The sequence below is a fragment of the Rhizobium laguerreae genome, assembly GCF_002008165.1.
Classification (GTDB): Bacteria; Pseudomonadota; Alphaproteobacteria; order Rhizobiales; family Rhizobiaceae; genus Rhizobium; species Rhizobium laguerreae.
In genome coordinates this window covers 287001-312966 of sequence record NZ_MRDM01000009.1, presented here as the reverse complement: position 1 = coordinate 312966, position 25966 = coordinate 287001, and the positions used below count along the sequence as shown (strand labels likewise).

At 61.0% G+C, this 25966-nt stretch carries 27 protein-coding genes and 1 pseudogene; 7 read left to right on the top strand and 21 right to left on the bottom strand.

Translation table 11 applies throughout. The features are described 5' to 3' along the window. Positions 1-15 precede the first annotated feature (15 nt). The 9 genes from BS630_RS07725 to BS630_RS07685 all read right to left on the bottom strand — a co-directional run bounded on the left by BS630_RS07725 (position 16) and on the right by BS630_RS07685 (position 9556). The gene (locus BS630_RS07725) at positions 16-834 is read right to left on the bottom strand and encodes a phosphate/phosphite/phosphonate ABC transporter substrate-binding protein (protein WP_077976932.1); all 819 of its coding nucleotides are present in this window, start codon (positions 832-834) and stop codon (positions 16-18) included. A gap of 6 nt (positions 835-840) precedes the next feature. Beyond that, on the bottom strand, positions 841-1845 hold the full coding sequence (locus BS630_RS07720; protein ID WP_077976931.1) for an ornithine cyclodeaminase family protein: 1005 nt from the start codon (positions 1843-1845) through the stop codon (positions 841-843). Positions 1846-1963: 118 nt separating this feature from the next. Further along, positions 1964-2851, bottom strand: a complete 888-nt coding sequence (locus BS630_RS07715) for a glycine betaine ABC transporter substrate-binding protein (RefSeq protein WP_032990827.1) — start codon at positions 2849-2851, stop codon at positions 1964-1966. Between the two features lie 114 nt (positions 2852-2965). Next, positions 2966-4471, bottom strand: coding sequence for an HAL/PAL/TAL family ammonia-lyase (locus BS630_RS07710; protein WP_077976930.1), 1506 nt, complete (start codon positions 4469-4471; stop codon positions 2966-2968). After that, positions 4468-5235 (bottom strand): histidine utilization transcriptional repressor HutC, encoded by a 768-nt coding sequence (gene hutC / locus BS630_RS07705; RefSeq protein WP_077976929.1) that lies wholly within the window; start codon positions 5233-5235, stop codon positions 4468-4470. The genes BS630_RS07710 and hutC overlap by 4 nt, the downstream gene beginning before the upstream one ends. Continuing rightward, positions 5232-6080 (bottom strand): MaoC family dehydratase, encoded by an 849-nt coding sequence (locus tag BS630_RS07700; protein WP_077976928.1) that lies wholly within the window; start codon positions 6078-6080, stop codon positions 5232-5234. Before BS630_RS07700 ends, hutC begins: the two co-directional genes overlap by 4 nt. Continuing rightward, positions 6077-6883, bottom strand: coding sequence for an SDR family NAD(P)-dependent oxidoreductase (locus BS630_RS07695; protein ID WP_077976927.1), 807 nt, complete (start codon positions 6881-6883; stop codon positions 6077-6079). The genes BS630_RS07700 and BS630_RS07695 overlap by 4 nt, the downstream gene beginning before the upstream one ends. Next, positions 6880-8430, bottom strand: coding sequence for an acyl CoA:acetate/3-ketoacid CoA transferase (locus tag BS630_RS07690; protein ID WP_077976926.1), 1551 nt, complete (start codon positions 8428-8430; stop codon positions 6880-6882). Before BS630_RS07690 ends, BS630_RS07695 begins: the two co-directional genes overlap by 4 nt. Before the next feature lie 100 nt (positions 8431-8530). After that, positions 8531-9556 carry a YeiH family protein gene (locus BS630_RS07685; protein WP_077976925.1) on the bottom strand — a complete coding sequence of 342 codons (1026 nt, stop codon included), beginning with the start codon at positions 9554-9556 and terminating at the stop codon, positions 8531-8533. Positions 9557-9657: 101 nt separating this feature from the next. Here BS630_RS07685 and BS630_RS07680 point away from each other — a divergent pair, with 101 nt between their 5' ends. Both BS630_RS07680 and BS630_RS38630 read left to right on the top strand, forming a co-directional pair. Beyond that, positions 9658-10581, top strand: coding sequence for a LysR family transcriptional regulator (locus tag BS630_RS07680; RefSeq protein ID WP_077976924.1), 924 nt, complete (start codon positions 9658-9660; stop codon positions 10579-10581). Between the two features lie 120 nt (positions 10582-10701). After that, positions 10702-10787: pseudogene (locus BS630_RS38630) on the top strand (type II toxin-antitoxin system VapC family toxin); the annotation flags it as partial. Between the two features lie 45 nt (positions 10788-10832). Here BS630_RS38630 and BS630_RS07675 read toward each other — a convergent pair. Next, positions 10833-11645, bottom strand: a complete 813-nt coding sequence (locus BS630_RS07675; protein ID WP_376774217.1) for an AraC family transcriptional regulator — start codon at positions 11643-11645, stop codon at positions 10833-10835. Between the two features lie 258 nt (positions 11646-11903). Here BS630_RS07675 and BS630_RS07670 point away from each other — a divergent pair, with 258 nt between their 5' ends. Further along, a complete protein-coding gene (locus BS630_RS07670) occupies positions 11904-12620 on the top strand; it encodes an SDR family oxidoreductase (RefSeq protein WP_077976922.1) in 717 nt (238 codons plus the stop codon). A gap of 262 nt (positions 12621-12882) precedes the next feature. Continuing rightward, positions 12883-13797 carry a DMT family transporter gene (locus BS630_RS07665; protein WP_077977058.1) on the top strand — a complete coding sequence of 305 codons (915 nt, stop codon included), beginning with the start codon at positions 12883-12885 and terminating at the stop codon, positions 13795-13797. Positions 13798-13800: 3 nt separating this feature from the next. On the opposite strand, the gene BS630_RS07660 is transcribed toward BS630_RS07665, so the two are convergent. Further along, the gene (locus BS630_RS07660) at positions 13801-15051 is read right to left on the bottom strand and encodes a DUF763 domain-containing protein (RefSeq protein ID WP_077976921.1); all 1251 of its coding nucleotides are present in this window, start codon (positions 15049-15051) and stop codon (positions 13801-13803) included. 111 nt (positions 15052-15162) lie between these two features. Between BS630_RS07660 and BS630_RS07655 the strand changes: the two genes are divergently transcribed. Next, positions 15163-16668, top strand: coding sequence for a phospholipase D-like domain-containing protein (locus tag BS630_RS07655; RefSeq protein ID WP_077976920.1), 1506 nt, complete (start codon positions 15163-15165; stop codon positions 16666-16668). On the opposite strand, the gene BS630_RS07650 is transcribed toward BS630_RS07655, so the two are convergent. After that, the gene (locus BS630_RS07650) at positions 16615-17577 is read right to left on the bottom strand and encodes a lysylphosphatidylglycerol synthase domain-containing protein (RefSeq protein ID WP_077976919.1); all 963 of its coding nucleotides are present in this window, start codon (positions 17575-17577) and stop codon (positions 16615-16617) included. The two genes, BS630_RS07655 and BS630_RS07650, sit on opposite strands and share 54 nt — an antisense overlap. A gap of 170 nt (positions 17578-17747) precedes the next feature. Between BS630_RS07650 and BS630_RS07645 the strand changes: the two genes are divergently transcribed. Continuing rightward, complete coding sequence (locus BS630_RS07645) at positions 17748-18476, top strand: endonuclease/exonuclease/phosphatase family protein (RefSeq protein ID WP_077976918.1); 729 nt, start codon at positions 17748-17750, stop codon at positions 18474-18476. A 23-nt stretch (positions 18477-18499) separates the two neighbouring features. Here the strand turns inward: BS630_RS07645 and BS630_RS07640 are convergent, their stop codons facing one another. From BS630_RS07640 to BS630_RS07625, 4 genes are all read right to left on the bottom strand, one after another. Next, the gene (locus BS630_RS07640) at positions 18500-19009 is read right to left on the bottom strand and encodes a hypothetical protein (protein ID WP_077976917.1); all 510 of its coding nucleotides are present in this window, start codon (positions 19007-19009) and stop codon (positions 18500-18502) included. A gap of 74 nt (positions 19010-19083) precedes the next feature. Beyond that, positions 19084-20220: an NAD(P)/FAD-dependent oxidoreductase gene (locus BS630_RS07635; RefSeq protein ID WP_077976916.1), complete on the bottom strand. Its 1137-nt coding sequence runs from the start codon at positions 20218-20220 to the stop codon at positions 19084-19086. A 95-nt stretch (positions 20221-20315) separates the two neighbouring features. Further along, positions 20316-21851, bottom strand: a complete 1536-nt coding sequence (locus BS630_RS38405; RefSeq protein ID WP_077977057.1) for an amino acid ABC transporter permease/ATP-binding protein — start codon at positions 21849-21851, stop codon at positions 20316-20318. A gap of 99 nt (positions 21852-21950) precedes the next feature. Beyond that, entirely contained in the window at positions 21951-22778 is an 828-nt protein-coding gene (locus tag BS630_RS07625) for an ABC transporter substrate-binding protein (protein ID WP_077976915.1), read from the bottom strand. 179 nt (positions 22779-22957) lie between these two features. On the opposite strand from BS630_RS07625, the gene BS630_RS07620 reads away from it, so the two are divergent. After that, positions 22958-24028: a LacI family DNA-binding transcriptional regulator gene (locus tag BS630_RS07620; RefSeq protein WP_077976914.1), complete on the top strand. Its 1071-nt coding sequence runs from the start codon at positions 22958-22960 to the stop codon at positions 24026-24028. 8 nt (positions 24029-24036) lie between these two features. Here the strand turns inward: BS630_RS07620 and BS630_RS07615 are convergent, their stop codons facing one another. From BS630_RS07615 to BS630_RS07595, 5 genes are all read right to left on the bottom strand, one after another. Then, positions 24037-24297 carry a hypothetical protein gene (locus tag BS630_RS07615; protein ID WP_077976913.1) on the bottom strand — a complete coding sequence of 87 codons (261 nt, stop codon included), beginning with the start codon at positions 24295-24297 and terminating at the stop codon, positions 24037-24039. Positions 24298-24430: 133 nt separating this feature from the next. After that, positions 24431-24661: a hypothetical protein gene (locus BS630_RS07610; RefSeq protein ID WP_025397207.1), complete on the bottom strand. Its 231-nt coding sequence runs from the start codon at positions 24659-24661 to the stop codon at positions 24431-24433. A 177-nt stretch (positions 24662-24838) separates the two neighbouring features. Next, positions 24839-25087: a hypothetical protein gene (locus BS630_RS07605; protein WP_077976912.1), complete on the bottom strand. Its 249-nt coding sequence runs from the start codon at positions 25085-25087 to the stop codon at positions 24839-24841. 63 nt (positions 25088-25150) lie between these two features. Next, positions 25151-25567 (bottom strand): hypothetical protein, encoded by a 417-nt coding sequence (locus tag BS630_RS07600; RefSeq protein ID WP_077977056.1) that lies wholly within the window; start codon positions 25565-25567, stop codon positions 25151-25153. Positions 25568-25608: 41 nt separating this feature from the next. After that, complete coding sequence (locus tag BS630_RS07595) at positions 25609-25899, bottom strand: hypothetical protein (protein WP_077976911.1); 291 nt, start codon at positions 25897-25899, stop codon at positions 25609-25611. Positions 25900-25966: the final 67 nt, after the last annotated feature.

Below are 25966 nucleotides of genomic sequence, written 5' to 3'. Positions count from 1 at the left end.
CGCTCGTTCGCCTGTCTACCATGAGATCCCCAATCTGCGATCGGCGTCGTCGGCTCTCTGCGGCAGGACATCGTAGGCCGACGGAGCGACCGCCGAAAATCGCCTGAGGCCGAGCCGTTCCAAAGCCGCCGCTCCCTCAGGCGTTTCATGCAACGTCACGAGGCTCCGCTGTAACGCTGTGGCGATGTCCGCGGGCAACGTTTGCGCGGCAACCAACAGCGGCGCGGGAAGCGGATCAGTCGTCGCCAGAATACGAAGACCATCGATCGCGTCGCGTTCGTGCATCGACAACAATTGGAAGGCATAAGCGTCGATCGCGCCCGCATCGATCCTGCCATCCTTGAGGGCTGCGACGATGCCTGAGGGGTTGAGCAGTGGTCCAACCGTCGTGCCCTGCTTCATCGTGCCTGCAAATCGGCCTGCAAGGTAGGAGCGCGCAGCATGGTAGCCCGATTGGGAATCGCGGACGGTCCAGCCCCAACGTGCCGTAGCGAGATCCGCCACCGCGCTCACCGGCCCGGTGGAGGCGACGAGGATGTGGCTGGCATAGAGTGGTTGGTCCACAGACCATGCTTCGCTGGAGACGGGTGCAGCAAGGGCAGTCGGTCTCGCTGCCTCGGGCATGCGCGAAAACGGATAGCCGCACATGAACACCGCCCCCATGTCCGGCCTCGCCCATAATTCCGACAAGGGTGCTGGTGCGGCATGAGCGATGATCTCCAGCTCGACGCCGGAACGGACGCTGACCAGCGCGAACAGCGCGTCCCACAGGCCGCGAATGCGCGGGCTGAGATCATACATTCTCGAACAGGCGATTGGCTTGAACATGACCATGGCTATTTATGCGAACCGCAGGCGCTGGCCGATATCCATCTTCCTGGCTTTCGCCACCATGGCGGCGCCGAGCGCCACGTCGGTCGTGCTGAGGCCGCGATGCCAGAACAGGATCGTCTCCTCGTCGCTTTCGCGGCCGGGTTTCATGCCGCAGACGATCTGGCCGATTTCGGCATGCAGGTTCTCGGCCGTCACCTTGCCCTCGTCGACGTGACGGCGAAGCGCTCCGAAAGGCTTGCCGGGGCCGCATTGTCCCCAATCGTCGACGACGATCTTGTCCATGATATCGGTGAGATCGAATTCAAGCGCGCTCATCGTGCCATAGGGTACGACGAAGGCTCCCTTCTTCACCCATTCCGTCTTGAACAGCGGCGCCGGTTCCGGCAGGCGGCTGGCCTCGACCATGATATCGGCGCCCTTGAGGCAATCCTCCCAATTGTCGGTGACGACGATCTTCTTGCCGAGATCCGCCTCAAGACGCTTTGCGAAGGCAGCGCGACTTTCCGGGCGGCGCGAATGCACGCGGATTTCATCGAAGTCGAAGAGATGATCGAGAAGGCGGACATTCCAATAGGAGGTTCCGCGGGCACCGATATGGCCGAGAATCTTGCTATTCTTGCGGGCTAGGTGTTTTGCGCCAAGGGCAGTCACGGCGCCGGTGCGCATGTCGGTGATAGCAGTTGCGTCGATGATGGCCTTCGGCACGCCCGTGTTCGGGTCGAACAGGTTGAGGACCGCAAGCTCCGAGGGCAGATCGACCTTATAGTTATCGACGAAGTCGCCGACGACCTTGACGCCGGCATAGTTCAGCGCTTTGACATAGCCGCGAAGCACGTTGAAATGGCCCTTGTCGGAGCTCTCCGGCACAAGATGAACACGCGGCTCGATGACGGTTTCGCCCCTGCCCTGCGCATCCAGCGCTTTCGACACCGCATCGAGAATCTCGTCATTTGTCAGCGCCAGCGCCTTGGCATCGAGGGCGTTGAGATAATCGATCCAGATTTCCTGCATTTCCCGCTTCTCCACATTCCTGTCCGGCTGCTGAACGGACGGATTTTCGAACAAACACCGTAAGAAGATCGCCACACCAGATCGCGGCCGGATCGATACCCGGCCGCGGGCGTGACAATCATTTCGGCAGCAGGCCGTTTTCCTTGAGGAATTCGACCGCCACGTCCTTGGCTTCCTCGTGATCGGTCTCGACCTTGGCATTGAGGACGCGCATTTTCTCGTTATCGAGATGGGTGCCGACCGCTTCCAGCAGTTCGGCAACTTTCGGATTGGCCTTCAGCACGTCCTGGCGGACGACGGGGGCCACGTAGTAGGGCGGAAACAGACCCTTGTCGTCTGCCAGCGGCACGAGGTTCTTCGAGCCGATCTGCCAGTCGGTCGCGGCGCCATTGGCGACGTCAATGTCCTTTTGTTCCAGCGCATCATAACGAAGGCCAAGCTTGGCAAACTGCTTGAACTCCTTGAACTCGGCGTCATAGACACGCTTTAGGCCGGGCAGGCCATCGGCGCGGTCCGGAAATTCAGCGCCGCCGCCGAAGACCAGGGTCTTGGAAACCTTGGCGAGATCCGACAGGCTTTTCAGATTGTTGGCCTGCGCCGTTTCCTGCCGGACCACGATGACGTAGCCATTGTTGATGCCGCTCGGCTTCAGCCAGGTGAGGTTGAACTGCTTGGCGTAGAAGTCCTTGACCTGCGTGTAGACCTTCTCGGCGTCGGTCGACATCTCACCCTTGACGACAGAAGCGAGCGCCGTGCCGGTATATTCCGGATAGAGATCGATCTCGCCGGCCACCAATGCCTGGTGAGCAATCAGCGTGCCGCCGAGGTTGATCTTGCGCTCGACGGTGATGCCGGCATTTTCCAAAACGGCGGCGTACATTTCGGCGAGGATGAACTGCTCGGTGAAGTTCTTGCTGCCGACCTTGATGGTCTCTGCGGATGCAGGCTGAAACATGGCGGCTGCCATGATGCCGGCTGCAAAAATGCCTTTTGTCCAATTTTTCATAGTCATTCCCTCTTGTTGACTTTTCAATGAACGAACCGACGGCATTCCCCGGAATAACCGTCGGCATGACCGGTCGGCGCCCTGCCCTTCTTGCCGGGGCAGTGGCGAACCGGCTTATTGCGGGCCGAGCCCGATCAATGCGGCAATCGTCGCAAAATCCGGCCCTTGCGCGCGATCCTCTTCAAGCGGCGGGACGTGGCTGCGGACAAAGGCATAGGCTTCCGCCGATCCCTTGCCCAATTCGTCTGAGACGCCTCTGAGCTCGACGGCCTGTACCGAAGCAATCAGTTCGATGGCGGTGAGATAGCGCAGGCGCTCGACGATCGCCTGCGCCTTTGCCAAAACGCTCGGAGCCATCGATGCCTGGTCTTCGACGCCATCGGCAACAGGAATGGGCGAAAGCGAAACAGGCGTGGCCAGATGGCGGATTTCGGCTTCCATGGCCGAGACGGTTTTTTGCACCGTCGCAAAACCCGTACGGCTCTGACCCATCGGGGTCAGGAAACGTGGCAGGTCGGACATGCCAGGCGACATGATCTTCATGATCCGATAGGCAGTGCCTGCCGCACAATGCGCCATCGCCTGCCCCAGCCTTTCCCAGGCGAGCACAAAGGCGGTCATGTCAAAATTGCCGTGTGAAAGAATGACGCCCTCGGATGCGATCACGACAGGATTGTCACTGGAACTGACGAGCTCTATGTCAGTCGCCTGCCTTGCCTCATCGATCGCATGCCTCAACGCGCCCCAGACCTGCGGTGTGCAGCGGTAGCTCAATGGATCCTGCAGACGCCTTGCTGCATCGGCGGCAAGCAAGGAGCTGCCCGAAAGAAGCTCCATCAGCCGAGCTGCGACGCGGCGCTGCCCAAAGGCCGGTCTTGCAGCCAGAGCGCGGTCGTCGAAGGCACTGACATTAGCCCGGAACGCTTCGAAATTAACGGCAATCGCCTTCAGGGACCAATCGAAGAGCCGCTCGATATCCACGAGCGTCAAGCAGGCGAGGCCGATGGAGAGGCTGTTGGCAACAACAAGCGCATGGCCGTCCTTCGGCGCGAATTCGAGAGGCTTCAGGCCGGCCCTTTCAAGGGCGATGGCGGCCGGCAGCACTTCGCCGCCAAGCTCGATCTCACCGAAGCCCAGGAGGCCCCGGCTCATATGGGCAAGCGGCGCCAAATCCGCGGCACCGATCGAGCCCAGTGACGGGACGACAGGGTGAACACCGGCATTGATGGCGGCAATCAGACCGTGGAAGACTTTCAGCGAAACGCCGGAGCCGCCCGCCGCCATGCCGGCGGCCCTGACGGCCATCATCGCCCGCACGGATTCCCGGGCAAGCGGTTCTCCGACGCCGACGGAGCGGGCTTGCGGCACCCGCATCTGGAACGCCACCAGATCTTCCGTTGCAAGTCGTGTATCGACCCCCGCCCCAAGTCCCGTCGTCAGGCCATAGACCGGCAGATCACTTTCCGTATAGCGGTCGACCACGGCGCGCGCGGCCACAATCCGAGCATCGACCTCGGCGGATACCTCGATCCTTGCGTGCCGACGGGCAATTGCCGCGATGTCCTCGATCGTCGGCGGCGCCGCACTGAGGATGATCGATGGAGAATTGGTGGCGCTCACTGTTTCTCTCCGAGAATGGCGACGGGCCTGGAGGGACCCTTGGTGGACCGTGCTTCCAGCCGATATTGCGCGCCGGGGTAATATAACAGCGCACAGGTCACGACGGCCTCGCCTGACCAGGTTCTTCGAAAGACGCGCAGGCAAGGGTGATCATTCCTGAGGCCAAGATATTTGCGTATCGTCGTATCCGGCTTGACGGCCTGGACGATATGTTCGAACGCCGTTATCGGAGCCACCTTCGTCAGATATTCGTGCGGCGTCATGCTGCGGAAGTCGTTCGACAGATAGTCGGGCGCCACCAGCGGATTGACGTAGCGCTCCTCGACCTGAATCGGCTGGTCGTTTTCCATGTGCACGATCAGCGAATGCATCACTTCAGCGCCGAGGATGAGTTCAAGCGCATCGGCGACGTTGGCATCCGCCTTCATCAAGCCGGCCTTGACGACCGCTGCCTGATGCTTGTGGCCCCGTTCCAGTATTTCGTCGGCTATGTTGCGGATTTGAAGCAGATCGACGTCGAGGTGCTTGGGTGAAACGAAGGTTCCGATCCCGGCGGATCGCTTGAGAACACCCTCGAACATCAACTCCCGCAGCGCCCGGTTCGCCGTCATGCGGCTGACGCCGAATGCCGCCACCAATTCGCTTTCAGAGGATACCCGGTCTCCCGGCTGCAGCTTGCCCTCGGCGATCTCGGCCAGGATCTGCTCCTTGATCCTGATATAATGGCGCGCCTCGCCGGCGGCAGGCTTGAGCGCTTTCGTCATGACAACCTCGCCATGCCATTGTCGAGGATGGTCGCGCCGCGAGAAACAACGAGGCCTCGGAAGCGAATCTCGGCATCGTTGCGCCATATCTGCACGGTGATCGTTTCGCCGGGAAAGATCGGCGCGCTGAAACGCGCCGCGATGGCGCTCAAGCCGCTGGCCATGCTTGGATCGATGGCAGCGACAATGGCGTAGCCAGCATAACCGAAGCTGCAGAGCCCATGCAGGATAGGTCGGTCAAAGCCGCTTTTGCGGGCTGCCTGCGGGTCGACATGCAGCGGATTGAGATCGCCGTTCAGGCGATATAGCAGTGCGGCGTTGTCAGGGATGTAGACACTGAATTCAAGGTCCGGGCCTCTGTCCGGGACTTTCGACAAGGGTTCGGGTGCAGATCCCACTGAGCCGCATCCACCGTCGCCGCGGCACGCATTGGTCTGGACGATGGTCGCGACTGGCTCATCACTGTCCACGGTTGCAATCAGCCGTTCGAAGCTGACGAACATTCCTTTTTCCACGCCGCGGTCGACCACCGACAGGACGCGCGCGCGAGAGATGAGCGGCACATCGAGCGGGACCGGCCGGTGGATCGTCAGGCGATGTTCAGAATGCACCAGACGGGCCCAGTCGACGCCTGCCTGCTGCATCCATGGGCCTGGATGCGCCACGATATTGGCAAGGGTCGGCGCGGTCGCGAGATCGCGTTCATAGACGTACTTCAATGCCGCGTCGGGCGCGTCGGTGCCGTAGCCAACTGACAGGGCGTAAAGGATGGCATCCCTTGCGGTAACCACATGTGTCGCCTGCGGCACCGGAAAGTCGAGGATGGATTGAGCCGACAGCGTCACGATGCGGCTCCCCCTGAAGTCGCGGGTTTGCGAGCGCCACCAGACAGGCGGATGCCGCCGTCAACGGAAAGCAATTCGCCGGTGACGAAGTCGGCACCCTGAACAAGCCAGACGATGGCGCCGGCAACGTCTTCCGGTGTTGCGACCCGGCCGAGCGGCGCGGTTTCCGAAAATCGCTTGGCAATGGCTCCATAGGCATCCGGCCCGAGCGTGTCGCGCATCCAGCGCGTATCGATGATGCCGGGACAAACCGCGTTCACGCGGATATCGGGACCGCAGGTGCGCGCCAAGGCCAAAGTCAGCGCATTGAGCGCGCCCTTGGAAGCCGTATAGGCAAGCGAGCTGCCGCCGCCGGTAAAGGCAACGTTGGATGAGACATTGACGATCGCGCCGCCGCCGTTGTCCCGCATCGCAGGCACCGCCGCCCGGCACATCTGATAAGCGCCGATGACGTTGACGCCGAAAACGCTCTGAAAATCTTCGGCCGACAATGTCTCCAGATCGAAAGGATCGGATTTGACCGTCATTGCGGCATTGTTCACCAGGGCGTCGAGCCGCCCCCATCGATTGACGGTAATCGCCACCATCCGGCGGCAAGCCGCGTCATCGGCAACGTCGGCCTGGACGATCTCGACCTCCGCGCCCAGGCTGCGGCAGATATCGCCGGTCTCATCGGCCTCTTTCTTGCTGCGGCTGTAGTTGATGACCACCCGGGCGCCGCCCTCGGCGAATTGCTTCACGCATGCAGCCCCGACACCCGTTGCCGAGCCCGTGACGATGATGGTGGCTCCATCGATTTTCATCGGGCAAAGTCCTTCATGACATGGGTCGAAAACAGGCGCGCATCCATCTGCTTCAGTTGGTCCGACACCGCGATGCCCTTCGGCAGGCGGTCGAGAACATGAGCGGCAAGATCGATGCCGGGGGCAAACTCCGTCAGCGTCAAGCATCCGCCGATCACCCGAAAAACCGCCCGCTCGGTGACGACGAGCTGTGATTGTCCCTCCGGCGCAAAGGCCGGGTTCGAACTGATCTGGTCGACATCCTCGACGATCTTGCAAAGGCGGCCATCCTGGATGATGTCGAGCCTGCCGTCGGCAACCGCAATTTCAGCACCGCCAGCCGAAAATGCGCCGAGATAGACGACGTGCTTGGCCGTCTGCGAGATATTGGTGAACCCGCCGACCCCGACGATGGAATTATTGAAGCGGCTGACATTGACCGCCCCATGCCGATCCACCTCTGCCATGCCGAGGAAGGCGATATCCAGGCCGCCGCCGTCGTAAAAGTCAAACTGCGATGCCTGTGGGACGATGGCGGTCGGATTGACGGCAGCGCCGAAGGACAGCTCTTCGGCCGGCACGCCGCCGATGACGCCGGATTCGATCGTCACCGTATAATCGTCGAATCCCTCTTCGCTGGCGATACGGCCGATCCCGGCGGCAATGCCGATGCCGAGGTTGATCGTCGGGCGATTCAGCGGCGCCAGTTCCAGGAAGGCGCGTCGCTGAATAATCTTATCGACCGACAGCGGCGCCGGCAGCAAGCGGCTCGCCGCCACCCGGACGCGTCCGGTATAGGCGATATTGTCGGTCTCGGCGAAACTGATGCCGTGCTGGGCCGGATCATCGCAGACGACGACATAATCGACGAGCGCCGCCGGGATACGAACATCGTTCGGCTGCAGCGAGCCGCGTTCGGCAATCCGTTTGACCTGCACGACGACAATGCCACCGGAGTTTCGCCCCGCCTGCGCCATGGCGAGCACGTCGAGGGGGAAGGCCTCGTCCTCGAGGGTGATGTTCCCATCTTCGTCGGCCGTCGTTCCGCGCAAGAGCACACAGTCGAGCGGCATCGACGGATAAAGCAGCCATTCCTTGCCGCGCAACGACACACGCTCGACAAGCGGGCGCGGCGTCGTCGCATTCATGCGACCGCCGCCATGAAGCGGATCCATGAAAGAGCCGAGCCCGATATGGGTGACCACTCCAGGCTGACCGGCGGCAATCGCTCGATAGAGTTGCGCGATGACGCCCTGCGGCCAGCAATGCGCTTCGATCTTTTCCTCGATCGCAAGTTTTCCAAGGCGCGGCGTTCCGCGCCATCCCCCGGCAATCACGCAGGCGACCAGACCTTCATAACCGAAGTGCCCCATGCCGCGCGTCTGACGATCGCCCGTGCTGGCAGCAAACAGAAGCGTCAGGTTGCGGGGTTTTCCAGAGGCGAGGAAACGCTCCTCGACGGCGGCCGTGATGGCCTCGGGATGGCAGCATCCTCCAAAACCGGAAGCAGCGACAGTCATCCCGTCTTCGAGAAGATCCGCAGCTTGTTGTGAAGAGATGACCCGCATGACGATCTATGCTTCCGCCTTACCTGTATATACAGGCTAGTCGCTGATCGTTTGGAAGGCAACCGGAATCTTTGCAAGTATTTTGGGCATATCGCCTCGATCAGACGATATTCAGCAGCCCGATCAGGCAAAGCCCGAGAGCCCCGAGCGCCAACAGCGACAGCGCTGCGGCTGAAAGCACACGGCCGCCGGTATGGGCGACGGATCTGACATCAACGGAGAGGCCCAACGCGGCCATGGCGGTGACGGTGAAGGCGGCGGAGACAGCCGCCATTCCGGGCAACAGCGGTGCCGGGATCGCGTCGAGGGAACGAAGCGTCGCCATGGCTGCAAAACCGAGGATGAACCATGGGAGAAGATGGCGGAGATTGACTGGCGAACCGCCAGGGCGGCGGCCATGAACTGCGCCGAGCACTAGGATGACGGGTCCGAGCATCATCACGCGGATCAGTTTGACGAGCGTGCCCACCTGGGTGCTGACCACTCCGGCAGAGGCCGTGGCCGCCAAGACCTGCGGGACGGCATAGGCTGTCAGTCCTGCGAAAACGCCGTATTGCATTGCGCTGAGACCAAAGAGCAGGTGAAGAAGCGGCAGCGTCAGCACAGCGCCGATACCAAGCACTGCGGTAAAGGCTATCGAGGCCGCGATATCGTCCGGTTTGGCGCCGATCACCGGCGCTGCGGCGGCAATCGCGGAATTGCCGCAGATCGAGTTGCCGCAAGCAACCAACGTCGCCAGGCTGGCCGACAGCCCGAAGAGCCGCCCGATAACAAAGCTGCCGACCAAAGACAGAGCAACCAGAACGGCAATTCCGCCGACAAGCGGCAGTCCAGCCTGCCTGATGGCAGCCGTGCTGAGCGAGGCGCCGAGCAACACGACCGCAATCTCCAGGAGCGTCTTGGCGGCAAATTGGATGCCGGGAATGAAGGTCGGCGACAGGCAGATCGATGAGCGCACGGCAATGCCGATCAGAATGGCTAGCACGAGGCTCTCGATCCAATGCGAGCCGAAAATCATCATCTGCAGTTGTTCAACGAGAGACGCCGAGAGCGTGACTGCTGCACACAGGACGAGTCCCGGCAGGACGGCAGGAAGCGACAGGGAACGTGAGGCGGAAACGATCATCGGCTAGACCTTGCGGAAGACTGCAATCTCCCACACTCAATTGTCGACTTCCATTGAATAGTTTAGTACATTTCATTCGGTAAAATCGAACGATCGAGTCAATGACGTTTGAACAGCTTTCCATTTTCGTAGCGGTTGCCGAACGCGAGCATCTGACCAAAGCCGCCTTTGCGATCGGGCTCACGCCATCGGCCGTCAGTTCGGCTATCCGCAATCTCGAGACCTCCTATGGTGTCGAGCTTTTCCATCGCGTCGGACGCCGCATAGAGCTGACATATGAAGGACGGGTGTTTCTGGGAGAGGCTAGAGCGACGCTGGCGCGCGCAAAGGCCGCAGCGCTCGTCCTGTCCGATCTCGGCGGCTTGCAAAAGGGTGAACTGGTCGTTTTTGCAAGCCAGACGATCGCAAGCTATTGGCTACCGGCGATGCTGATGCGTTTCAAGATCCGCTATCCGGGCATTGACCTGAAGCTGATGATTGGCAACACCACCACGGCGGCAAAAGCGGTTCTCGATGGATTGGCCGAAGTCGGCTTCGTCGAAGGGAGCGTTGATGAGCCGGCGCTGCACGTTCAGCCGCTTGCCGAGGACGAACTCCTTGTCGTCGTCGGTCCGCGCCATCCCTGGGCGCGTGGCAAACCAATTGCACCGGCAGATCTGGTTTCGGGCACAAAATGGGTCATGCGGGAAAAGGGGTCCGGAACCCGATCGGCTTTCGAGGCGGCTATTTCCAATCTCGGCATAGACCCCGCAGACCTGGCTGTCGCGCTACAACTGCCGTCGAACGAGGCAGTCATATCGGCAGCAAGAGAGGGCCTCTGCGCCACAGTCGTTTCGGGAGCCGTGGCAGCACCGCTCTTGACGCAAGGTCTGCTGGTAAAGGCGCGCTTCCCTCTGCCGTCCCGCCAATTTGCGATCCTGCGGCATAAACAAAGACACTCCAGTCGTGCCTCGCTGGCGCTGGAAACCATTTGCCGCGAGGACAAAGCTGCCGAAGTCCAGAATTGGGATGATTGGGCGCTCTAGCTGATCCAAGCCGCCGACGGTCTTTGTCGTTGCTGCTCAAAGGCGCGTCAGCGGTACTCTCCCACGCCCGCGGGAACGGCTTGGCCTGCTTCATGGCATTATGGTGGTCGCCACGCACGACGTCATGACATTTTCATCATGGGCATGGCTTCATGGATGCCCACTTGCTGCCATCGGTGCTCCTTGATCAGCGAGCGGGCTTATGGATGACATGCCAGCCAAATCCTGAAACAATGCTATCACGAGGCTCGCTAGATTGCGCGTCCGAAACTTGTCACCGCATCGTCTGATGCGTCCGACGTCACCGGCGCAACAGGTTTCGCGCGAAGCCGGCTTGCGTCGCGGGCGGGCGGAAGTCCGAACAGCCGCCCGTATTCCCGGCTGAATTGGGACGCGCTTTCATAGCCGACGGCGAAAGCGACACGGGCGGCGTCGCCCGGAGTCTCGAGCAACAGGCGGCGTGCCTCGTGGAGACGGAACCGCTTCTGATACTGGATGGGCGTCATGGTCGTTGCCGCCTTGAAATGGCGGTGGAACACCGAAGCACTCATTCCCGTCATCCGCGCCAGATCTTCGACCTTGAAAGATTCCGTGAAGTTTTCGCGAATCCAGGCGAGCGCCCGCCTGACCTGAGACTGGCGGCCGTCGATCTGTGCGATCTGCCGCAGCTTCGCTCCCTGCGGTCCCCGCAATAGGCGGAACAGGATTTCCCGCTCAATCATTGGTGCCATGACGGAAATTTCGTTTGGCCTATCGAGAAGTCGCATCATCCGTAGAAACGCTTCCTCGAGCTGAGGATCGGTCGGACTCACGCCGAGGCCACACAAGAATTCCGGATCGTGAACATCAGGCATCTCAATCAGAAGGTCGGCGATGTTACGGGCGTCAAAGCTGAACCCGACGCCGAGAAATGGCTTCTGGAGGCTCGCTTCGGATATTCTGCCAAAGACAGGAACCTCGACCGAGGCCACGAAGTAGCTGCCCGCTCCATAGTGCAATACGTTCTCGCCGCAAGTGATTGCCTTGGCGCCTTGTAACACCAAGCATATGACAAGCTCCGTCATGCCTGCCGTCGGCTCAGTCGTGCGTTCTGCTCTTAGCAAACCGACGCGTGGAATGGCGGTCGTCGTACGACCGCCACGCGAGTGCCTCTCGATCAGGGACCTTAGTTCTTCGCCCACATTGTCCATGCTGTTAAATTGCACCCTCCTCCAACGCGCGCAAGTCTTTCAGCAGGATTAGGCAAGAGTTCAATAGAATTTGGCACGCGGCCGGAAAGGCGCCTGCTCATATTGGACGGGCAACCAGAATGGAGAACCACCATGTTGAAGAATGCATTGATCACCGGCGCCAACAAGAGCATCGGCTTTGAAACCGCTCGACGGCTCGGGGGAATGGGTTATCGTGTTTGGCTTGGTGCCCGCGATGCGGGGCGCGGTGAGAGTGCGGCGGAAGCTTTGCGAGCTCAGGGTCACGATGTGCGCTTCCTTGAAATTGCCGTCGAGGACGACGCAAGTGTGAAGGCAGCCGCGGATCGTGTCAGACAGGAAGACGGCAAGCTCGACGCACTGGTCAACAATGCGGGCATACCCGGAGCATTCATCGACCCGGCGGATCAGACCGTAGACGACATCCGTCAGGTCTACGAGATCAACGTGTTCGGGCCGATTCGAATTACGCAAGCTTTCCTGCCTCTGCTCAAAGCAGCGGGTTCCGCCAATGTCGTCAACGTCAGCAGCGAGCTCGGTTCGCTTGGCGCCCTGACAGACCCGGAGAGCGAATTCTATGGTGTGAACAGCCTGGGCTACAACAGCTCGAAGACGGCCCTCAACGCAGTGACCGTATCGTTTTCCAAGGCCCTCGCGTCGTTCGGCATCAGGGTCAACAGCGCGGATCCCGGATACACGAAGACCGATTTTAACGGCAATACAGGCTATCGGACGGTCGAGCAGGCGGCTGAGATCATTGTCCAGCTTGCAGTCGCGAACGACGGCCAGACGGGTGCCTTCATCAATGACAAGGGCACGCTACCTTGGTGAGCCTGACTTAATGTTTAGGGCGGGCGGCGGTGCGCCCTTTTCCTAAAGACGGCCAATTTAATCGCTGGCTCCACGACTGTACGGCACGGCGCCCCGATCAGAGAGGTAAGCTGTCGGTCAAGGTGAACGAAGACGGTCGCTCGCCATACCCCTATGACAAATTCGGGTACAGGCGCTTCAAACTGACCATTGACATCGGCAGTGTTAAGGCAGAAGCCGCACTCGGCCGCGCATGCGCGGCCGTTTTGCGAGGATGCCAAAGATGACGACCAAGACTGGCGTAGCCGATGCCGGAAACCTGATCATAACAGGCGTCGTGCTGATGCTGATTGGCGATCTGCTTTTTGCGCTGAACGATGCAATGGGCAAATGGCTGGTCGCCAGCTTTGCCGTCGGCCAGGTGCTGGTGATCCGCTCGGTCGGCGCTTTCATCGTGCTCGGACCAATGATCCTCCGGCAAGGGCCGATGGCCTTGTTTCGCGTCGAGCAGAAAGGCCTGCAGTTCATCCGTGTTTTCATGGCGACCTGCGATGTCGCCCTATTCTATGCCGCCGTCGCCTATCTGCCGCTCGCAGACGTCATGACCTTCTATATGGCCGGACCGATCTATATCGCGGCGCTTTCGCATTTCTTTCTCGGGGAGAAGATCGGCTGGCGCCGCTGGCTTGCCGTTCTGATCGGCTTTGCCGGCGTCGTCATCGCGCTGCGTCCGTCCACGGCGATGCTGTCGCTTCCATCGCTCTTTGGCCTTGCGGGCAGCTTCGCCTTTGCACTGTCGCTGGTGATGAGCCGCTATCTGCGCTCGACCAGCGACACGACGCTGGTAACATGGCAGACGATCGCCGCGCTCATCACCGGCATCGTCTTGAGCATCGGTCATTGGCAGCCGGCAACGCTCATCGATTGGTCCGGCATGCTGCTGCTCGGCATCGTCGCCACCTGCGCACATCTGCTCATCACGCGCTCGCTGAAGCTCGCACCGGCATCGCTGCTCGCGCCGCTGCAATATACGCTGCTGCTCTGGGCGATCGTCCTCGGCTACCTCTTCTTCGACGATATTCCCGATGCACAGATCATCATCGGCGCCGTAATCATCGTCGTTGCAGGGCTCTTCATCTTCCACCGGAAGAATCTGAAAGAGACGGTTCCAGCTGCCGTCCCGCCCGACGGCCATTGAAAGCTAATTCCCATGGGTTTCCGGCTCCTCCCAACCGGAGACGCTCCGGCCGCCGAAATCGGCAGACTGGCGGAATTCTCCGGCGATGATTTCCTTGAGGTCGGGACCTGTCACATAGCGTTCCATCTGCCTGGACTGATCGTCCAGACGCTTGAGCGCCTGCAACTCCTCCTCGCGTCCCAGCCTGCCCTTCTGCACCGCTGATTTCATCACGGCGATCGTCTCGTCATAGACCTTGAGCGGGACCGGAAAAGGATGGCGATCCTTGCCGCCATGGGCGATCGAGAAGCGCGCCGGGTCGGAAAAGCGGCAGGGGGCGCCGTGAACGACTTCCGCCACCATGGCCAACGCCTTCACTGTGCGGGCGCCGACGCCTGGAACGAGCAGCAGCTCTTCGAAATCCGCCGGCCCGCGGTCGGCCGCGGCAGCCAGATTTCCATGCAGGCGCCGCATGTTGACGTCGCTCTCGCGGACATCATGATGGGCAGGCATGATCAGGTGCGGCAGCATCGGCTGTTCGGCAGGTTCGGGCGCCGGCTCTTCGGCACGCAGCAAGGCAGCGGCTTCGCGGATGATCCGGTCGGGCCCGAGGGTCGCGAGCAGATCAAGCTGACCACGCCGCGAGCGTTCGGCGCGCCGGTCGGCGAGGTTGACGATCTCGCCCTGGTTCCGTCCCTCGATGGCCGCATGCGGCGAATCCACGAAGCTCTCCAGCCCTTCGGACAGCCAGTGATAGCGCCGGGCCTGCCGCCTGTCGCCGTTCATGCCTTGCTGCACGACCACCCAATGGCCGTCATCGGCGACAATGAACCCGTGCAGATAAAGATCGAACCCATCCTGAAGGGCGGCGCTGTCGACCTTGGCGATGAGACGGCTCGTGGTCGCGAGCCCCTCGCCGTCGAGACCGACACGCTCGCCGATCGAGACGAGCTCCTGCGGGGTCTTGCGCGAATGCGCGCCGCGGCCGCCGCAGATATGCAGGCCGAGTTCGCCGGCCCGCGGCTTCAGCCCGCGCTTCAACGCGCCGAGAACGCTGGTGGTGATACCGGAGGAATGCCAATCCATGCCCATGACCGCGCCGAAGGACTGGAACCAGAATGGATGGGCGAGCCTGCGCAGGAATTCGTCGCGGCCATAATGATGGACGATCGCCTCGGTGATCAGCGTCCCGAGCCGCGTCATTCGGTCGCCGAGCCAATGCGGCACGCGTCCCCCGTGAAGAGGAAGATCGGCGCTGCCTGCTCGTTGTGACATTTTGCTGTGTCAATCCTGTGTGTCGGGCCGCCCATTGCGGCAGCCGCGTCTGCAATCGGGAACCCGGTTAAATTCCACGCGTTTGGTCTCAGTCGAGAGGCTGAGGCAAACATGACCGCATTTGAAACCATGTCCGATCAATCCTACCTGACCCGAACAAAAGCGCAACATCCGGGCGGCGAAAAACAGGAAAGCATGGCATGGCTCCTGCAAGGACATGCGGAAAGGGCCGCCTTCCTGATCAATGGTAACCGCTATTTCTCGGAAGTGGCGCGTGCGTTGCGGCAGGCGCGACGCACTGTGTGGATCATAGGGTGGGATTTCCATCCCGACATTCGGATCGCACCCGAAAAATCCGACGAAACCTTGGCTGACCTGCTGCATTCCGCAGTGGCGACGAATCCCGACCTCGAAATACGCATTCTCATTTGGGCGCTCGGGCCGATCTATTCGGACAAATCAATCCAGTTGCTTCGTAAGAAGGATTTTCCAAAAAATGCCAGGATTGATCTGCGCTTCGACTTTCCAGGCACCGTGCGCGGCTGCCATCATCAGAAGCTCGTCTGCATTGATGATGCTGTCGCCTTCATCGGCGGCATCGATTTGACGTCGCGGCGATGGGACACGAGGCGTCATCGCGTCATGGACAGGTGGCGGCGCGACCCCGGTGGCGAGCCCTACGATCCTCTGCATGACGTTCAGGCGATGCTCACTGGCGATGCCGCCCGGATGATCGGCGACGTCGCCAGGCGGCGCTGGGAAGACGCCACAGGCGAAAGCCACCTGCCGTTGACCGAAAGCGTTCCCTTCACCTGGCCCGCCAATCTCGCCGTTTCCATGCAGGAGATCCCAGTCACCTTGGCGCTGACGGAGCCGTCAACCGCTTTTCGCACCGGTATCAGCGACGGCATCGCCATGACATTGGACGTCATCGCCCGGGCGCGACGGCAGCTCTACATCGAGGCACAGTATCTCGCCTCCTTCCGCGTCGCCGACGCCATCGCCGCGCGGCTGCAGGAGGAGGACGGGCCCGAAGTCATCATCATCTGCACGCGGAGCTCTCACGGGTTGATCGAAAAGATCGTCATGGGCGGCAATCGCGACCGCGTCATCCGCCGCCTCAAACGCGCCGATCGCGCAGCCCGCCTGCGCGTCTACTATCCCGTCGTGCCCGGGCCAGTGCCGAAAAAGGACAAAGAGGCGGAGGTGCTCATCCACTCCAAGCTAATGATTGCCGATGATGAGCTGATCCGCATCGGCTCCTCCAATCTCAACAATCGCTCGGAAGGGCTGGATTGCGAATGCGACATGCTGTTCGAGGCCGGTAACGGCGAGCACCGCCGCGCGATCGCTGATCTGCGCAACCGGCTTCTGGCGGAATATCTCGGAACCACCCCGGAAAGGTTTGCCGCAGCCTTCATGCGAAGCGGCTCGGTGATCGAGGCGATCGACACGCTCAACAACGGGCCGCGGGGGTTGCGGGAATTCGCCGTCGAGCTGTCGGGCAGCATCTCACCGATTCCGGGCACCGGCCTCTTCGATCCGGCTCGGCCTTTCGCACCCCTAGACCGACTGGGCCTCGGCGCGCTGGTCCGCCTCCTCATCCGCCCCGCGTGATTTCCGCCGAAAGATCACCTCGCTGATAACGAGAAGCGTCGTGCCGAGCGCCAGCGGAATGAAGAAATAGGCGCAGCGGAATGCAATCAGCGCGCCGATCGAGGCCTCCTTCGGCACGACATAAGAAACGGTGGCCTCGAGCACGCCGAGACCGCCCGGAACATGCGTTGCAAGGATTGCCGAATTGGCAAGCACGTAAGCCGTTACCGACCTGAAGAAGGCCACATCGCCGAAGGTGGAAAGCATCTGGTGCAGACAGGCGGAGACGAACATGAAGTTGATCGTCCCAATTCCGACCTGCGCAACCGAGATCGAAAACCGCGGCAGCTGAAACGACCAGCGCCACAGCCTTAAGGTGCCGCGAATGAAAAACGCCAGGCCGGTATAGACGACCGGCACGACCAGTGCCAGGGAACCGAAAATACGGACGCTTGCAGGGTCGATGCGCAACAGGCGCCCGGCATCGCCAGGATTGATGATCATGGCAAGGCCGCCGAGCGTGATGAGCCCGAGCCCCACGGTGACACCGCAAAACAGGATGACTTTCGCCACGTCTTCCGCCGTCAGCCCCCAGCGCGAATAGTACCGATAGCGGAAGGCGCCGCTGCTTAACCCGGCAAACCCGATATTGTGGCCGAGCGAAAGGCTGACGAAAGAGGCGAGCAGGATGTTCCTGTAGGGCAAGGATTTGCCGAGCGAGCGGATCGCCAGGAGGTCGAAGCAACTGAGGCAGAGATAAGATGCCGCCGTAAACAGAAGTGCTGTGCAGAAGGTCGAGAATGGAATACTGCGAACCGATTGGACGATCTCATCCAGGCTGTACCGTTGAAAGATGCGATAGAGAAGGAAGACCGCAAGACACAGGGCGGCAACCAGCAGTCCATTCCAGATTATGCTTTTCCAGCTCATCGATTATCCATTCCGAAGCGCGATACGAGGATTGAAAGAGCTGAAGCGTCATTTGTGCGTCCGAAGATGCACGGCGCTCCAGGCTAGATTATCCGGAACGATCAAACGAGTTCTGTGTTCCCCCGAAGGACAAGTTCTATGTCCTGGGGGAACGAGCTTTCAGCGGGTCTATGCCGGATAAATCAATCAAACTCCTGACCTATAATGTGCACAGTTGTATCGGCGGCGACCGGAAGCTCGATCCCGGCCGCATCGCTTCTGTCATCGCCGAGGCTGAGGCTGATATCGTCGCTCTTCAGGAGGTCGACGTTCTCAGGCGCAGGACCGGCGGCGTCGACCAGGCCCATGCGATCGCCTCGCTTTTGAAGATGCAGGCTCATTTCCATCCGGCGCTGTCGATTGCCGAGGAGCAGTATGGCGATGCCATCATCACCTCGCTGCCGACAGGCGCGGTCAAGGCCGGACCATTGCCATCCATCGGGGAACAGCGCGGTGCCATTTCCGTCGAAATAATGGTCGGCGACAGAAAACTGCTGGTCGTCAACACCCATCTCGGCCTTCGTGGCCGCGAGCGCATCCGGCAGATGACGACGTTGCTGAATCCCGGCTGGCTGCACGGGACGGCGGATGAGCCTCTTCCGACCATCCTCTGCGGCGATTTCAATGCAATCCCGTCATCGGCGACTTACCGACTTGCCGCACGGTCATTGAAAGATGCCCAGGTCGCAGGCGGCGCCGCGCCGAGAGCGACCTTTCCGTCGCGCTACCCGCTGATGCGCCTCGACCACATCTTCGTCACTGACGATCTCATCGTCAAACAGGCGGCGGTCCTGGAAAACCGCCTCACAAGGATCGCCTCGGACCACCTGCCTCTGCTCGCGGAAATCGGCTTCGCCTGAACAGTCATCGAAGCCGACGACTTTCATCGGGCGAGCTTCCGGTTCATTGCCGCCGCCACCAACGGTAGCGCCGTCGTCGCCACGGCTCCCAAAGGCAAACGCATGATGCCCCTCGTGACGACGAAGGCCGCCGCCATTGCGCCTGCCAGCTTGAGCCAAGGCTGATTGCCGAGCTGCGCATGGGCGCTCGCATCGGCCCATCGGACGTTCTCCGTCACGACGGTCGCGGCCTGATGTTGGATCACGTGAAGGCGAGCGCGGAGGTTTTCGAGTTCTTCTCTCAGTTCTTGCAGACGGCCTTCCAGGACATGACCCTCGTAGATCGGGAGGGGCTCCTCGACGGTGTCTCCAACGGAAGCATAACCACCGCCGAGCGTCGCAATATATGCCCGATATTCGGCCTCGCTGGCGAAACCCTCAGGTCTGATAAGATCAGGGTTGATGCTCGCCTCTTCGAAGCAGGCCGGCGCGGTTTCCACGCCGTCGCGCATATCCTTGTTTGTGCCGGTGTCCCCAAGTTCGTCCTTGAACATGATGCGTCTCCAGTTGTTCCTGGCGATAGAACGCTCGACGGCTCAGAAGGATGCATCGGCCTCCGCTGCTGCCTTCATCTTCTCGACGCGCTGAAACGCTCCGGCCGAAAGTCCGCCAACAGCGGATGGCGGCGTCCGTTGACGATCTCGTCCGCCAGCAGTTCGCCGGCAATCAGGCCGAGGGTGGCGCCGCTATGGCTGAAGGCGACGAAATAACCCGAGATCGATGGCAGTTCGCCGAAGACGGGCTCGCCGTCGCCCGGGATGGGCTTCGGGCCGACCCCATAATCTTCGACCTCCAGCACCGGATTGCCTTCGAGAACGTTTGAAGCCTCGCGCAGCAATCCTTCCAGCGTCGATTGCCTGACATCATAACTGCCGTCGGGCTTCACGCTCACCTCTTCCTCGGACCAGGCGGAATCGACCGCGAAGCTGCCGTTGGGCGTCGGCCGGATGGCGACGCGAGGAGTGTTGAGCACAGCCTTCAGCGGATGGCGGATCGGCTTGGTCCGGACGAGAAGGGCGACAGGCGTTGCATCGCCAATATGCTGACCGGCCTCGGCCACGATTGCCGGTACCTCGCCGCCGGCAGCAAGCAGCACGGCATCTGCATCCCGGCGCATGCCGCCTGCTGTGATAACGCCACGGGCACGCCCGCTTTCGACATCGACCGTCGCGCGACCCGCGTCCGTGATGATCTCGCCGCCCAGCGTGCGGAATTCCTGCGCGAGCACGCCGATCAAGGACGGAAGATCGACCCACCCCTCCCCGGGATTGAAGATCGCGCCTTGGCGCGTCACAGTACTGGCATCGACACCCGGCGTCACCCCGGCAATATTTTGCGGGGCGAGCCATTGCGCGTGATAGCCGAGATCGCGCTCATAGTCGAAGATTTCGGCAATCTCGTTGCCGGCATCGTCCGCATCCCAGGTCAGGCCGCCGTCGAAGCGCAGCCACGGCGCGTCGGAGTTCCGGACGGCCAGCGTGCGGTAGCGATCTATGCCGGCCAACCGCAGCCGGTGATAGGCATCGGTGCGTTTGCGCGCCGAGTTGAGCCAGGCGAGCGAACGGCCGGAGGCACCGTTGGCAAGCGGGCCGTCATTGATGAGCACGGTACGGACCCCGAGCCGTGCCAGATGCACAGCGGTTGAGACGCCAAAGATGCCGCCGCCGATGACGACGACGTTCGAAGGTTTGGAGGAAGCATTCATGTCGATAACCTTGTTGTCTGCTCTTGCTGGATCGGTTGAAATCCGGCACGCCCGGCGTGAGGACGACCGGGGCGCCATTCGTTGCCTCAGGCGCTTCAGAGAACTTCGGCAAGGAAGCGCTTCAGCCGCTCGCTTCGGGGATTGTCGAAGATCTGCTGCGGGCAGCCCGCCTCGACGATGCGGCCCTCATCCATGAAGACGACCTGATCGGCCACCCTGCGCGCAAATCCCATCTCATGCGTCACCACGGCCATCGTCATGCCCTGGCGGCCGAGGGCGGCCATCAGGTCGAGCACGCCCTTCACCAGTTCGGGATCGAGCGCACTCGTCACTTCGTCGAACAGCATGACCTCCGGATCCATGGCCAGCGCGCGGGCGATGGCGACGCGCTGCTGCTGCCCACCAGACAGACCTGCGGGCCGATGATCCCGACGCTCTGCGAGACCGACATCGGCCAGACGCACCTCTGCGATGCGCCGCGCCTCCTGCCTCGGCATCTTCTTGATCTTGGTCAGCGAAAGCATGACGTTCTCGAGTGCCGTGTGGTCGGGAAACAGGTTGAAGTGCTGGAACACCATGCCCACACGCCGGCGCAGCCTCTCCGGCTTCATCGCCAGGATGCTCTCGCCGTCGAGCAGGATGTCGCCGCCCTTGGGCTCGACAAGCCTGTTCATGCAGCGCAGCAGCGTCGATTTACCCGAGCCGGAAGGGCCGATAATGCAGGTGACGGTACCGGCGGCGATGTCGAGATCGACACCCTTCAGCACGTCGAGATCGCCATAGGCCATGGTGAGGTCGCGGATGTTCAGCGCGCCGCCTTTGAAGCGCGGCGTACTTTCCTCGACCGTGCCCGTGGGATGGGGGCCGGCAGCGGCCTGCAACTCGCTCACCTCGACCAGTCCGCTCGCAGCACCCGAACCGCGGCCTTGTTTTCCGAGCCGCAGTCTCGCATCGATATAGTTGACGAAGTGGGTCAGCGGCACGGTGATGACGAGATAGAAGACGCCCGCCAGCAGCAGCGGTGACAGATTGCCGGTGACGACGGCCTGATCCTGGCCGACCCGGAAGATCTCCCGCTCGGAAGCGAGCAATCCGAGGAAATAGACAAGGCTGGAATCCTTGACGTTTCCGATGAATTGATTGACCAGCGCCGGCAGAACCCGCCTGATGCCTTGTGGGATGACGATCAGGCGCATGCCCTGCCCATGGCTCATGCTGAGCGCCCGGCAGGCCTCCATCTGACCGCGCTCGACGCTTTGAATGCCGGACCGGAAGATTTCGCCCATATAGGCTCCGGCAATCAGACTGAGCGCCAGGATGCCGAGCGGAAATGGCGACGGACCGAAGATCTCGCGCCCGATCCGGGCAAAACCCTGGCCGATGATCAGAATCGTGACGATCGCCGGCAGCCCACGGAAGATATCGGTGTAGATGCGCGCCGGCAGCCGCAGCCAGCGGGATTGCGAGATGCCCATCACCGCGAGCGCCATACCGATGATGACGCCGAGCACGGTCGAGGCGGCGGCGAGGATCAGCGTGTTTTTCAGGCCGACGCTGATCATGCTCGGCAGAACTTCCGCCATGGCGTCCCAGTCGAGGAAGCTGCGGCGCAGATTTTCAAGCCAGTTCATTCCGATCCCCATGAATTTTGGCCAGGCAGACACCGCCGTCCGGCTGCCGAGCAGCAATGCCTTGGTAAGCCGCCCGCCATGAGCAGGCGGCTTACGGCGTCACTTCTTGGGAAGATACTGTTCCGGCATCGGTGAGCCGGGGAACCACTTTTCGTAAAGGGTCTTCCAGGTGCCATCCTGCATAGCGTCGTGAAGCGCGCCGTTCAGCGCCGTGCGGAAGGCATCATTTCCTTTTCGGATGACGAAGCCAGCAGGCGCATCAAAGGACGGTATATTCACGGCAACCTTCAGCGCGGGATAGCGCTCGCCATATTGCTTGGCGGCCTCGTAGTCGAGAAAATGCGCGTCGACCGTTCCGTTGTTGAGGGCGGCCACGGCGGAATTGTTGTCGGGAAATTTCACCAGATCGGTTCCCCCGAAATTCTTGGCTGCATAGACCTCCTGCAAGGTCCCCTGCACGACGCCGAGACGCTTACCCTTGAGGCCATCGGCATCCTTGATACCGGCGTCCGGGGTCAGGACGGAGAGATAACCGGCAAGATAGCCGTCGGAAAAGTCGATGGTCTTCTTGCGGGCCTCAGTGGTTCCGATCGCAGCAACGGCAACGTCGAACCTTTCGTTTGCCACCGACGGCAGGAGTGCTGAAAATTCCTGGCCCGTGAACGTCACCTTTTCTTTTTGAAAGCCGAGGCGGGAGACGACATTGAGAAACAGCTCGATATCGAAACCTGTGAACTGGCCGTCCGCCGTCGCAAACGTATAGGGCTTGGAATCGCCCATCGTGCCGACGCTGATAGTTCCGGGCTCGATCAGGTTATAGGGATTGTCGGCTGCGGCCGCAGAGCCTGCCGCCATCGCCAGAAGGCATGTCAAGAGGCCGGCCCGCACCGGGGCCATAATGGTCGGAAGTGAGTTGAAAAGCTTCATCGTCGTTCTCCGCTCTGAAAGGAATGCTCTTGTCGGCACTGTATGGTCACCCTGCCTTTGTATTCCTGGCTGGGAGTGTTGAATAAGATACCGGTCTCCAGCAAAAAGAGACCGGTCTCACAACATATTTGATACTCGTCAATTGACCGGCCGTCAACAACTCTTGTAGTCCTCGGTCCATGGAAGATTCCGCTCATCCGAAACGTGCAGTCACGGTCGCCGACGTCGCGAAGGCCGCAAAGGTCTCGAAGGCGACGGCCGCCCGCGTGCTCGGCGGCTACGGCGTGGTCAGTGCCAAGATCACAGATCAGGTCATTGCGGCGGCGGCCGCCCTCGAATACCGCCCGAACGAACTCGCCCGAAGCATGAGCACCGGAAGATCCGGCATCATCGGGGTCGTGGTCGGCGATATCGAAAACGCTTTCTTCAGCCTGGCTGTGCGCGGCATCAGCGATGCGGCCCGTCTTGCGGGCTTCAACGTCATCATCGCGAATTCGGGTGAAGAGTTCGATGCGGAAAAATCAGCCGTCGACCTCCTTATCGGCAAACGCGTCGATGGCCTGATCGTCACGCCGGCCCGCTGCGACAGTATCGATCATCTCCAGCACGTCCGCCGTGCCGGGGTTCCGCTCGTCCTGTTCGACCGGGCCATCCCTGAACTCGATGTCGACGCCGTGACCGGCGACGACCGGGATGCGGCCATCACCGCGACCCGGCACCTGATCGAGCAAGGACATCGCCGCCTCGCCTACGTCTCTGCCATGGATGCCGAGGGCGGCGGGTTCACCGATATCGGGCGAATCTCGAATTCCGCCGTGCGCGAACGCGTCGAAGGTTTTGTCAGCGCCCTGACAGAGGCGGGTTTGCCGAACCCTCTTCATTATATCAGGCTCGGCGCCACGGACCAGCAACAGACGGACGGCGTGATCAAACGCCTGCTCTCCGACAGTGCTCCGCCGACGGCACTGCTGGCTTCAGACAGCCTCGTGGGCTTGCGGATCTTCAAATCGCTGCAATCGCTCGGCCTGTCGATCCCCAAGGACGTCTCGATGATTTCGTTTCTCGACGCCGACTGGACCAGCGTCACCGTTCCGCCGATCACCATCGTCGACCAGCGCGTCTACGAGATGGGCAAGCTCGCCGGCGAGCGGCTCATCGCCCGTATCGAACGCACCCCTCTTGCCGTCGAACGCCTGCGCGTCAGCACGAGCCTCGTCTTGCGCGGCTCCGTCGCGACGATCGGCCGGTGAGATCCAGGCTAATCGTAGAGCTCGCCATGACCAATCTGCTCCCTGGCGGGTGCATCGCTGATTGAGGGGTCGTCGGCCGGATCGGGATCTCTCTTGTTGGCATCGCTCAGAAACTGCGCGGCCTTAAGCAGTGCCGCGGTGATTTCTTCGGTGCCCCATCCCGCTTCATTGGCAGCTGCGATCACCCGTTCCAAAGCGTCGCGTGCGGCAGCGGTCGCCTCTTCGAAGCGCTGCGCGGGGAATTCGGTCTTCGGTGGTGGAAAGGTCATCGGCGTTCCCTCCATGTGTCTGGCAGTTGGAGGTGAACGCAGACCGCGGGAAATGGATGCACGACTATGGTGATTTAGCCCGCGGAAGCTGGTTCGTATCCAACCGAAAAGGGTCGATGATGTCTTTCCCGCGTCAGATGACGGTCTGCAATAGAAACGGAGAGCGCTCCACTGGACGCTGGGCAAGAATCCTCAGCATTGCGGGGCCCTGGATGCCACTAGTGGTACGCGAACGACCGTCGTGATAGACCACGGTCATGACCTGGTTGAGAATATCGTACCTGATCTGTGCGATCGTTCGGGTGTGAACCGGAAAAATGAATTCGTCGGGGCCAATTTCCGGCCCGGTGGTTTTCAAGGTCATCGCGATGCCTCAGCAACAATAGAAATTTCGGCCCGACCGATGGCTGAGCCCAACGGCGCCTATCAAGCACATATTGCTGCGACGGTCGCGTGACATCGGCGTGACACGCAGAATCGAGATATTCAAATCCAGGCCGCGGGTCTCGTAGCCGTCGGTCGGAAGGCTGGCGATTAGCCGTCAGTGCAACGTTCTGCAGATTGCGTGCACGTGGGCACCTTTTAGCGAATATTCGACGGAGCGGACAAGCGAGCGGACGGCCTCGTCCACGTTGAAAACAACGTCTCCGAGTCGCTCAATCTCATAGTCGAGTTCGTACACTTCTACCTCGTCAAACTCTTCACTCTGCAGCATCCGCCGCATTGCCTCAATCAGACGCTCCGTCTGCCCAACGATATCAAGTGCACTTCTCACGATAATATCGAACATGTAATCCCTCGCTGATGATGGAGCGTCGGGCATATTGATGATTCTCGCAATCCTGAAATCTTGTTAGAGCCGGTCGCGGACCGAGTCATAGAGGTCGCGCAATTCGTCCAGTGCAGACCGATAAAGATAGCGCCGCGGCGGCTCCGCACGACGTCCGGCGAGGATAAGCGCAAACGCGCCGCATACAGCCGCCACCGCGACCAATGTCGAGACTGGATGACGCTTCACCGCCGCCTGCGTCTGGCGCATTGCGTCGTCGGCATTCCCCTTGGCCGATCGGGCGGCGGTTGCCACTCGCTGCTGGAGCGCGTCGATTTGTTTTCGCAACGCGCTCAGGTCTTCGTGCAGATCGGACGCTGCCTGCCGTGGAACGCCGACGGAGGCGGTATTTGTATCAATGATGGCCTTCGGCACCGGCTCGCCAATTTTGGCTCCCGTGGTGTCGAGTGTTTTCGTTTCTGCGCTCTTGCGGGGCGGCATGATCATTCTCCTTCCTAATCTCTCAAGTGGAAACTGCTCGTTTAGTCGTCGTCGAGCGAGAAAACCGGGCGGTAATGGCGCTGCGCGATAAGCAAGCTCCTGTCGGGTCGGATGACGTAGATTTCCTCAACCTCGCGTCCCCATTGATCGGTGAAGGTGTGCGGGAAGGACGAGCCTGCGGGCGACTTTGTCAGCTTGGTGCGGGGCTGGCCACCATAAGTGATGCTGCCAGGAATAGGAGCGAGGCCTGACGACGAATAACCGCCTGCACTGGTCGTACAGCTTGTCAACACAAGCGCGAAAACCAGCGCAAATCCTATCCTTAGCTGCATCGGAACCTTCACTGCTTCCTGTCCCTCAGGTGTTGCTCGCCTTTCGCCAAGGTAACCAGGGTTGAGG